The organism is Paenibacillus sp. J5C2022 (genome assembly GCF_025567625.1).
GTDB lineage: Bacteria > Bacillota > Bacilli > Paenibacillales > Paenibacillaceae > Pristimantibacillus.
In genome coordinates, this window is sequence record NZ_JAOQJC010000031.1 from 82,912 (window position 1) to 92,745 (window position 9,834).

The window sequence follows — 9,834 nt, forward strand, 5'->3', positions numbered from 1 at the left end:
ACGTAGTGCGAACCCCAAGTGAACATGAAAACCCTGGGGAATTCGCACCTCAAGCAGGACAAAGGATTAGCGGTTTTTGAACGATCAAATTGAAATAGTGAACACTTCAAAAAAGAGGTTCGCACTTTCGGTCCTATAATCTCTTGCCTAGCAAGGGATTATAGTGGGCGCGTCGCTCCTTATGCAGGAGCGTGGATTGAAACACTTACCTCCACAAATTTCTTGACTGATAGCGGAGTCGCTCCTTATGCAGGAGCGTGGATTGAAACATGTCTTTAGCGCTATACCCATCATCTACAAAAAGTCGCTCCTTATGCAGGAGCGTGGATTGAAACAGACACCTCCGTTGGTTTTTCGGGCAGCGGCATCCGTCGCTCCTTATGCAGGAGCGTGGATTGAAACATATTCGCTTCCGCCAGCAGAGCGTAAGAGGCTGTCGCTCCTTATGCAGGAGCGTGGATTGAAACCCTTTCGTATAGCCATCCGCATAATTTACCGCCAGTCGCTCCTTATGCAGGAGCGTGGATTGAAACTCTTCGAATGGGCTGCGCTGTTGCGGACGCGGTTGTCGCTCCTTATGCAGGAGCGTGGATTGAAACCGTTGCGTCTGCTCATGCAGCGTATGAGTCGATGGTCGCTCCTTATGCAGGAGCGTGGATTGAAACGCCTTTGGACTTGTCCCATGTGTCGCTGCCTGGAGTCGCTCCTTATGCAGGAGCGTGGATTGAAACAGCTGCTTTGTCAGCAGCATCCTTCAATGGCTGAGTCGCTCCTTATGCAGGAGCGTGGATTGAAACAGCATCAGCGTGTTTAATTGATTCGATCATGTTTGTCGCTCCTTATGCAGGAGCGTGGATTGAAACGAATCCTTCAAGCTCTCTGGACCAAGCCCGAGGTCGCTCCTTATGCAGGAGCGTGGATTGAAACTATTTTTGCTGTTTCCGCCAACTGTTCATTAGTGGTCGCTCCTTATGCAGGAGCGTGGATTGAAACTTCATAGAATCCAAGCTCTGGTTTATCTAGTGGGTCGCTCCTTATGCAGGAGCGTGGATTGAAACTTCATAGAATCCAAGCTCTGGTTTATCTAGTGGGTCGCTCCTTATGCAGGAGCGTGGATTGAAACACGAACAAAAACCGTCGTACTGAGGTTGTAAGTCGTCGCTCCTTATGCAGGAGCGTGGAATGAAACTCTTTGCTATTAGAATTATTGCCTCGCTTAGCAATTTGCTCCACATGCAGAAGTGTGAATTGAATTTCATCTCAACTCAGTACGGCAACTCGTTCTTATTAGCCACCTCCATCAGATTACGTCAATTAAGAGACCAGACCAACATCTGGTCTCTTTTTTATCCGCAAAATCGTAGATGAATTGACAAAAAAAGATCTTTTCCGGCAGGACATTAGAGCACTAAGTCGAAATAACACATCATGCAGGAAAATAGTGGATGATATGTTCAGTGAAGGAGGGAATGCAGAATGGAAAGGAGTTTAGTGCTTCCGAATGAGGAAGAGAAACAAAATATCGCATCGATACTGTTAAAGGCAGCTAGAGCAGACGATAAGTCGTTTACCCAAGAGTATACTATTCATGTTGTATCACCAATGATTTGGGGGGATGAGGGTAGTAGGGAGTCTATAATTGATGATGCCCCATTCCGCAGCACTTCCATTCGGGGACAATTAAGGTTCTGGTGGAGAGCGACACGAGGTGCGGCCTATGACAACACGGCCGAACTGAGGAAGCAGGAAACGATTCTATTCGGGGATCCCGATTTTCCTAGTCCGTTAAAGGTGGTAGTAAAAGAGCTTGAGAAGCGACTGCTAGGCGGGGAAGAGAAGAAGAATTATGAATACTCCCGTTTTTCTGATTTGCCCCGATATGTGACGTTCCCATTCCAAGAAAGCATGAGAGAGGCTGTATACGGTACATTTAAATTAATGATTACTGTCCCATCAGATATGAAAGAAACATACGAACAAGAGATTTGCCCGGCAATATGGGCATGGATTAATTTCGGGGGGATTGGTGCAAGAACGAGAAGAGGGTGCGGCAGTCTGTACTGTCAACAGTTCTCTCCTAATGAAAATGAGAACATACATGCATGGTACCAACATAAGGCATCCAGTTATAAGCTTGAACTTCCCTCCATTCAAACAGAATCAAAGCACGAATGGCCGGTTCTTTGCAGCCAATTGCTGTGCAATCCGCATAAAGATTCCTTCAATGATGCTTGGAAAAGAGTAATTACGGTTTATAAGAACTTCCGGCGTCTTCCGAATCCGAAACCGAAAAAAGAGACTGCGAATAAAAAGCCACGCAGAAGTTTTTGGCCAGAGGCGGATTTCATCCGTAAGTATACGGACATGGCAGAGCCTGATCATAAAAACTCACAAACACTCGATCAAGTTGCGGAAGTGCAGCCGGCTTTCCCACGCGCCCAGTTCGGTCTTCCTATACAATTTCAATTCAAGTGCAATCGTAGCAAGAGACACTTAGATGAGAAACATCGGGAGCCATATAAATCCGAACTAATCCCTGCGGACAATAAAAATCGCTTGGCATCTCCTTTAATATTGAAAGCACTGGCTGTTGGCTCTACCGCAAAGTCAAAATGGGAGGGGAGAGGTCAAGCAATAATAGCAGTATTGAAGCAGCCGAAGCTAAAACAGTTAAGTCTGCGGCTTGTCCATGACGGTCACTCCTCTCACAAAAGACATTGGAAGAACATTCAGAGGAAACTCGAACGCCTATCTATTACAGAGGAACATATATATCCTGATTATCAATATTTGGAGAAGTATAGTCATCGTAATCCGCTGCAACATGGGTATAGCACTAAACAACTAGGAGCTACAGAAAAATCGTCAACCACTTCAGCGATTGAGGCGTTTCTATCCAGTAAGGAGGTCATCCATTGGTGGAGCAACAGATCATAATTATGACGATCGGACCTGTTCAGTCCTTTATCGCTCAGGCCCGCAAGACGAGAGACTTATGGTATGGGTCTTATCTCTTGTCAGAGTTAAGTAAGGCGGCTGCACGGCAATTACATAAAAGCGGAGAAGTGACATTAATCTTTCCAAGTGTGGATGGGGTTATGTCATGGGATTCGATGAAAGTAGCAAACAAAATCGTAGGTATTGTACACGGAGGAGCGGATGCTAGAAGGTTAGCTATAGAAGCGCGTACAGCCGTGGCAAGTGCATGGATAGATATTGCAAATAAAGTTAAGAGCAAATTAAGCCCATATATTAACGAATCTATGTGGGATCGGCAAATTAAAGATTTTATTGAATGCTATGCCGTATGGGTTCCCATCGCATCTAATTACGCTGCTGCAGTCGAACAGGCCGATCAATTAATGGCATCTCGCAAGACGTTACGAGACTTTCAGCAGAATGAGCCAGGGGCGTTATACGGAGATAAAAAGTCAAAGTTGGATGGAGGACGTGAATCTGTTGTTTATCCGAGACGTTTGAAGAATCTTTCGCGATTTGGTGTATATGAGAAAGAATCTCTCGATGCTATTTCTTTAGTGAAGCGGTTATCCAATAAAACAATTCTCAATCAATTTCCATCGGTATGTGACATCGCATTCCAGTCATATCGTAAGCGCTTGGAGCGGGACGATGCTTTGAACGAGAAAGTTTCACGATACTATAGTCGCGTATGCGGCGTAAATGCACACTTGGAGTTGGTTAGCGGAAATATAGAAGCTTACGAGTCCGCTTTGTTCTACGAAAGCCGAATGGAAGAGTTCGTGACGGAGCGGTTATCGAACAAACAGGAGAGTAGTGAACAGATAACTAAAACAGTCAAGGAAATTGCCGATTTGCTACACTCCTCTCAATTGACCGGGCTGCCAAATTACTACGCATTCATTATGTGCGACGGAGATAATATGGGGGAGACGCTACGTCAATTGAAAGACAGCAAGCAGCATATTGACTTGTCTAGAGGTTTGTCGCAATTCGCTCAGGAGGCGGAATTGATCGCATCGGGAGGGAAGTTAGTCTATAGCGGCGGAGACGATGTGATGGCGTATGTGTCTTTAGCCGAATGTATGGATGTGTGCAAAAAACTGCAACGAAGCTTCTCGGAAATTATCGATAAATCGTTGCCTGAAGGGATAAGCAGACCAACATTATCGATTGGAGTTGCGATTGTCCATATGCTTGAACGGCTTGAGGTAGCTTGCGAGCTTGCCCGGCAAGCGGAGCGTAAAGCCAAATCGGACGGTAAAAATAAGCTTGCGTTCATTTTGCAGAAGCGCAATGGAGGAACGTTATCGACCGTCAGTATGTCATTTCCAGCAGCAGCCGAAGAGGCAAAGTTCGCTCCCGATCGCTTTCATTCATTTCCAACAGAGCAGATCAAGCATTTGCAGCAATGTTATCGGGAAGGCTATTATTCCGCTAAGTTTCCGCATGAGTTGAGGGAACTATATTTGCAATATAATCGCTTAATTCCGGATCTTACTTCATCGGGAGATAACTTCCAGTCGCTGATGCAATTCATGCAGCAGGATGTGATGAGATTGCTCATGAAGAAGAAGCCCGCCTCATTTTCACGCCAGAAGCTCGAAGATATGTCCACGTGGTTAGGGCTATTTTTTCAGAATGGCTTTCACAATGAGCAGCAAAACTCTTTACAGCTTATACAAGAGCTAGCCGAGAAGATGATCATCGCGATTACAATCGAAAAAGAAGGAGGCTGTTATGAGGAAATATATTCAGGTCCGACCGCTTGATCCGCTATTGCTGCGGGACGGACGTCCTTTCGACGCGACTCCGGGAGAGACGGCACATTCCATGAGCGATGTCATGCCTAGTGTGCTGGCAGGTTCGATTCGCACGATGCTGGCGAAAGCACTATCCGCTCATGAGCACATAGCAGAAGTGTTCCATACCAAGCAATCTCAAAAGATCAGACAATTAGTTGTTAAGGGACCGATCTATGTGTGCAATGGCAGACGATTCTACCCGATGCCAATTGATATGTTTGTACATAAAGGGAATAACAGCATCGATGTGTACGCTCTCCGCCCTGTAGATGGGCAGTATGAAGAAGGGGATAGGGGAGGCTTTCTTGGAACAGGCAAACAGGGAGCACATGAATCGGAATTATGGCCAATAGCGATGCCGCGGGGCAAAGCTTGCTTGGATACCCCTTCTTATATATCAGAAGAGCGTCTGTATGAATGGTTAATTCGCAGTGATGATGAGGCGGTGCAGACTCGATTGGCTAGTGAATTGGAAGAGTGGTCGAGGGGGCAGAGTTCCGAGCATTATTTAGCGCCTTTCCAAATGGATGAGCGAACTTCTACGGCTATTGACCGCAATACATATATTGCCAAGGATTCAGCATTGTTTACAGTGAAGATGTTAGCGTTGCCCCATGATGTAAGCTTATTGGCAGAAGTGCAATGGAAGGAAGAGTGGGAGTGGCCACATGGGTTGACGACAATACATTCTATGGGGGGGAAGAGAAGGCTCGCACACTTTCAGGAGGAGGAGAGCCTGACTTTCCCTGCGTGCAATGAATCGATCCTTACATCACTGCGTGAAGCACGTTACGTACGTATGGTATTGTCGACACCGGCTTACTTTCGCAAAGGATGGAAGCCGAACTGGCTTGACGAGTCGTTGGTCACGAAAGACGAGTGGATGTGCAAGAATAAGCTGAAGCTTCAACTGCGCTGGGCATGTGTTCCCGGATATGTGCCTGTATCCGGCTGGAGCTACTCCGGTGGCTCGAAGCGCAATGATCAGAAGAGTGATGAGAATGAGAAGCAGACTGGGCATGAGAAAGCAGTGCGGAGAATGGTTCCTGCTGGAAGCGTCTATTTCTTTGAAGTACTGGAAGGTGATGCCGGAGTACTCGCTGAGTCATACTGGCTTGCATCAGTATCGGATACGGATAGACGGAAAGGAAGCTTTGATCAAGAGGATGGCTTCGGACTTGCTCTGTGGGGAGCATGGCGACCGGCCGAAGGAATGACAGGAGAGGGGAAACGTGATGGCGAGTTATTATAATCAATTATACTTCATCCATTGCATGACGCCGACACATATAGGTGCGGGGCAAGGAGTCGGCATTATTGACATGCCAATAATGAGAGAGCGAATAACGCAATGGCCGTTGATACCCGGCAGTTCGGTGAAAGGCGTGCTTAGGGAATATTATATGCTCTCAGGTGATAGTATGGAATCGCAACGTTGGGTGGATGCTGCATTCGGCAAAGCGGCAGGAAGCGGTAGCGAAGCAGAGGATACCAGTGCGGGAGCATTATCATTCACAGACAGCAGATTACTGGCTTTCCCGGTTGCGAGCGAGCACGGCACATTCGCATATGTTAGCTGTCCTATGGCTTTACGTCGGTTACTCAGGGATGCTGCAGCGGCGGGAGTGACGATCGACCACCTTCAAATAGACGCTGTTGACGAGTGGGATAACGTCTTGCGTCAACGAGGGGATGATAGTGGTGCTATTGTCGGACAGCGCTCCCAATCGCTTATTGTTCGGAATGAGCGTATCGCGATAGATGAATTTGAATTTGTTGTGTTGGAAGACGACGATAGGCTGGTGAATTGTGCTAGCAGTCTTGCCCGGTGTGTATTCCCTACTGAAGACGCGCGGCAATTATTTCGAGAACGATTCATGCTTGTCAGTGACGAGGCATTTCAATATTTTTCAACTGTATGTTGTGAAGTTACACCACGTATACGGATTAGTTCAGAGACGAAGATTGTTGAGGATGGAGCGTTATGGTATGAGGAATATTTGCCGTCAGAGTCTTTATTATACGGGGTAGTCTGGTGTGACAATATTCACTTGAAGCAGAGCGCTCTTCATCGGGAGAATGTTTATGAACGGCTCGACGGGACAATGTACTTGCAATTAGGCGGCAATGCATCAGTGGGCAAAGGAAGAGTAAGCTGTCGCTTCAGTCGGGAGGATGGTCGATGAAGTCATTGGAGCAGCAATTGGCAGAGAGAGCGATGGCTTGCGTCCATGAGGTAGTTGGTAAAGGTTATGAGAAGGAATATGGAGCACTGAGTCACAAATTTCCTTATATGGTTTTGGCTAATGGTTTGCGATTGACTGTCGCATTTTTGCAATCCAAATACAAGGAGGAACACAAGCAGTTTTTGAAGGACTTGGAGACAGTGCTGGGGATGGATCTGAACCAAGCGTTGAAACAGAAGAGCAGCACGGATTATCGGGTACTTACGAAGAGATCGCTCAGAGCGTCAGCTTGGTTCAAGCGATATGCGCAGGTTATTCTGGAGGTAAATGCCGGCGATGGGGAGTGAATCAAGTGAACGCCTATTACTTATTGTCGAAGTATAGAGATATAGAAAGTAAGATGGGAAGCAAACAGTACAAGACGGATGTCATGACATATGCAATTGATAAGCATAAAGAAGGCTATGAAGATGATATGGGCGATGCAATGAAATTGTATCGTCAACGATTTCAAGATTTGCTTTATAGACCGTTTGCTGGACATGCGGCCAATGAAGACTTCTCTATTATTGCGCAATCAAATCTTTTGATAGGGACGAGTGCGACGACCGTATTGGAGACAGGGCTGGCGTTGCATCGCCTATATGGCGTGCCATATATTCCAGGTACGGCGTTGAAAGGATTGACGGCTAATTACTGCCATAGCCGATTAGGAAGGGAAGATAATCGATTTCAACAAGGCGGAGACTATTTCAACATATTATTTGGCTCGCAAGGACAGCAAGGTTTTATTTGCTTTTACGATGCGTTCCCACATCCGTGTTGTGTGAAGAATGCACTCAAGTTAGATTTTATCACTCCGCATCACAAAACGTACTATCAGGTGAGCGATGAACATGGGCGTACCGTGCCAGCGCCTAGAGATGATGACTCGCCTGAGCCTATTCCATTCATTGCTGCGAAGGGGGCTTTCAGAGTGATGCTCACTTGCGAGAGGCAAGATGAGGCGGGGACATATTGGTTGCAGATTGCGAAAGATATTTTAATGCAAGCCCTTGCCCAAGAAGGAATAGGCAGCAAAACAAATTCAGGATATGGGCGATTTGAAATAATGACTCTGCAGGGGGACCAGCTATGGTAGAGCAATTGAAAGAGGCTAATGGGGTTGAGGAGAAAACAAGTGAGGGAATCCTTAATGACGTTAAGTCCTATGAAAAAATGGGGAGAGTAGTAGAGAACTATCGAATAATTGAACGCAACATTGTAGAGGCTTTAGAGATTGGAATAGTGGATCATCATTTAACAACGGGGTCATATCGTGAAGAAGTATGGAGGGAGATGTTTGAACGGATCATTCCGCGCAAGTTTGCCATAGAGCAATCTGTCTTCATCGTAGATTCTAATGCTCGTGTGTCCAGGGAAGTCGATCTCGTTATATTTGATGAACAATATACGCCGTATGTATTCCGGCATGGCAACATCAAGTACATACCGATTGAAGCTGTAGCGGTAGTTGTTCAATGCAAAAGTAAAAAGGTTGTATTCGACGATCTTAATGAGTGGGTGAAAAGTATTACAAATCTGCGCACGTCATCTCAGTCAGTTGTCAGAACTGTATCCGGGATTTTATATGGTCAGGGAAAATCTGAAGAGCTCATAAGTGGTGATAAACAATCAAAAGCATCACAAACAGCGACCAGACCAATCCGAATATTGTGTCATATGGAAAATAAAACATCGGCGGATATTCAAGATCGATTTGACATTAGTATATGTTTGTCGGGAGATCGACTTCGGGTTAAAGTATCAAAGGAAGAGGAGTACTCATTGGAGCGCTGGTGCCATGAGTTGAATCATGCTTCTGAGGATAGTAAGTTTGATAATTCGGCAGATCGAACGACCACATTGAAGGATTTCCGTGTTGGCGGTGGGACAATTGCTTCTGAAGAAGTTTCACTTCTATCGCTAACCATTCAATTAAATCAGTTATTAATGTTGATTAATAATCCAATGTTTTTTCCACATATCGCGTATGTTAAAATGTTCAATGACGTTATTGATAATGTGGTTGCAAAGGATAAGAAGAAGGATTCACAAACTACAAGCTAGATTGAGATGAGATTTGTGGTCCGGTGCGAACCCCAAGTGAACATTAAAATCCAGGGGGGTTCGCAATCCCTTGATAAGACTGGGATTGCGGCTGTTTTGTAGGAAATTGGACAGATCGTTTTGTTGCGAAGCAAAGGGGTTCGCGCAAATTCGCTTAAAACCTCTAGTACCACCAAGCCTCCCATGGGGTACAGTCGCTCCCTACGCGGGAGCGTGGATTGAAACTCGTAGCAGGTACATGTTCAGTGCTGCCCTAGGTCGCTCCCTACGCGGGAGCGTGGATTGAAACACCTTTTTGAATTTAACTGTATCTTTTCGGAGAGTCGCTCCCTACGCGGGAGCGTGGATTGAAACAACATAATACTTGCACTTTGATGGCGTAAATCGGTCGCTCCCTACGCGGGAGCGTGGATTGAAACCCATCCCCGCCGATTGCTTTCCCCGCGCCGCCAAGTCGCTCCCTACGCGGGAGCGTGGATTGAAACACGTTTAGGCGATCGTTCGATATGAGCGAAGTCGTCGCTCCCTACGCGGGAGCGTGGATTGAAACATGGGTTTCGATACACAAGGTAGCAGCAGCAGCTGTCGCTCCCTACGCGGGAGCGTGGATTGAAACGTTCAAGGACAATACCTTGCTGCACTGGCAGGCGGGTCGCTCCCTACGCGGGAGCGTGGATTGAAACCCTTGTCCTGGAAGACCAATAAACGCTTCTATCAGTCGCTCCCTACGCGGGAGCGTGGATTGAAACATTCTC

Annotated in this window: 7 protein-coding genes and 2 CRISPR repeat arrays; all 7 genes read left to right on the forward strand. The window is 46.4% G+C overall.

Annotation, left to right across the window (positions count from 1 at the left end; genetic code table 11):
* Nucleotides 1-171 precede the first annotated feature (171 nt).
* Nucleotides 172-1,189: direct repeats of the CRISPR family, unit length 32 nt; unit sequence GTCGCTCCTTATGCAGGAGCGTGGATTGAAAC.
* Nucleotides 1,190-1,476: 287 nt separating this feature from the next.
* The 7 genes from cmr1 to M6D81_RS22080 are packed head-to-tail and all read left to right on the forward strand — an operon-like array spanning nt 1,477 to nt 9,079.
* A complete protein-coding gene (cmr1, locus tag M6D81_RS22050) occupies nt 1,477-2,937 on the forward strand; it encodes a type III-B CRISPR module RAMP protein Cmr1 (RefSeq protein WP_262679217.1) in 1,461 nt (486 codons plus the stop codon).
* The gene (gene cas10 / locus M6D81_RS22055) at nt 2,919-4,751 is read left to right on the forward strand and encodes a type III-B CRISPR-associated protein Cas10/Cmr2 (RefSeq protein ID WP_262679224.1); all 1,833 of its coding nucleotides are present in this window, start codon (nt 2,919-2,921) and stop codon (nt 4,749-4,751) included. Before cmr1 ends, cas10 begins: the two co-directional genes overlap by 19 nt.
* Nucleotides 4,720-6,036, forward strand: coding sequence for a type III-B CRISPR module-associated protein Cmr3 (gene cmr3 / locus M6D81_RS22060; protein WP_262679218.1), 1,317 nt, complete (start codon nt 4,720-4,722; stop codon nt 6,034-6,036). Before cas10 ends, cmr3 begins: the two co-directional genes overlap by 32 nt.
* Nucleotides 6,020-6,970 carry a type III-B CRISPR module RAMP protein Cmr4 gene (cmr4, locus tag M6D81_RS22065; RefSeq protein WP_262679225.1) on the forward strand — a complete coding sequence of 317 codons (951 nt, stop codon included), beginning with the start codon at nt 6,020-6,022 and terminating at the stop codon, nt 6,968-6,970. The genes cmr3 and cmr4 overlap by 17 nt, the downstream gene beginning before the upstream one ends.
* The gene (gene cmr5 / locus M6D81_RS22070) at nt 6,967-7,317 is read left to right on the forward strand and encodes a type III-B CRISPR module-associated protein Cmr5 (protein WP_262679219.1); all 351 of its coding nucleotides are present in this window, start codon (nt 6,967-6,969) and stop codon (nt 7,315-7,317) included. Before cmr4 ends, cmr5 begins: the two co-directional genes overlap by 4 nt.
* A 5-nt stretch (nt 7,318-7,322) precedes the next feature.
* On the forward strand, nt 7,323-8,111 hold the full coding sequence (gene cmr6 / locus M6D81_RS22075; RefSeq protein ID WP_262679220.1) for a type III-B CRISPR module RAMP protein Cmr6: 789 nt from the start codon (nt 7,323-7,325) through the stop codon (nt 8,109-8,111).
* Nucleotides 8,105-9,079 (forward strand): DUF6602 domain-containing protein, encoded by a 975-nt coding sequence (locus M6D81_RS22080; RefSeq protein WP_262679221.1) that lies wholly within the window; start codon nt 8,105-8,107, stop codon nt 9,077-9,079. Before cmr6 ends, M6D81_RS22080 begins: the two co-directional genes overlap by 7 nt.
* A 193-nt stretch (nt 9,080-9,272) precedes the next feature.
* A CRISPR array of direct repeats spans nt 9,273-9,828; the repeat unit is 32 nt; unit sequence GTCGCTCCCTACGCGGGAGCGTGGATTGAAAC.
* The last annotated feature ends 6 nt before the right edge of the window (nt 9,829-9,834 follow it).

Bases quoted from the DNA above. Each gene is read 5' to 3' on its own strand.
- cmr1 (WP_262679217.1), top strand. From the start codon at position 1,477: ATGGAAAGGAGTTTAGTGCTTCCGAATGAGGAAGAGAAACAAAATATC.
- cmr3 (WP_262679218.1), top strand. From the start codon at position 4,720: ATGAGGAAATATATTCAGGTCCGACCGCTTGATCCGCTATTGCTGCGG.
- cmr4 (WP_262679225.1), top strand. From the start codon at position 6,020: ATGGCGAGTTATTATAATCAATTATACTTCATCCATTGCATGACGCCG.
- cmr5 (WP_262679219.1), top strand. From the start codon at position 6,967: ATGAAGTCATTGGAGCAGCAATTGGCAGAGAGAGCGATGGCTTGCGTC.
- M6D81_RS22080 (WP_262679221.1), top strand. From the start codon at position 8,105: ATGGTAGAGCAATTGAAAGAGGCTAATGGGGTTGAGGAGAAAACAAGT.